Source organism: Rhizobium sp. SVR5-2C, assembly GCF_056755115.1.
The window spans coordinates 1-253 of record NZ_JBNDHT010000469.1 but is presented as its reverse complement, the minus strand read 5'-3'; the positions used below and the strand labels follow the sequence as shown (position 1 = coordinate 253).

The window sequence follows — 253 nt, the reverse complement described above, 5'->3', positions numbered from 1 at the left end:
CTTGGAACCCGGAAGACGCCCTTGTCTTTGTCGTCGTGCGTTATGGTCCATCGCCCGAAATTGCCGTCGTTATCAGGTGAGGCGTTCGGCCCGAAGTCGCCAAAAATCCCAAATTTCTCAAATAGATTCCCACCGACATTCGAACCTTGGTGACAAGACACGCATCCGTAGCTGCGGAAAAGCTCGTAACCCTTTTTCTCTTGCGAAGAAATCGCCTTGCTTTCGCCGCGCAGATATTGATCGAACCGCGAAT

Annotated in this window: 1 protein-coding gene; it reads right to left on the bottom strand. The window is 51.8% G+C overall.

Annotation, left to right across the window (positions count from 1 at the left end; all coding sequences use genetic code 11):
• Window positions 1-40: 40 nt before the first annotated feature.
• Window positions 41-253: hypothetical protein (locus ACPYOI_RS36565; RefSeq protein ID WP_481424242.1), on the bottom strand; the 213-nt coding region annotated here is incomplete at its 5' end.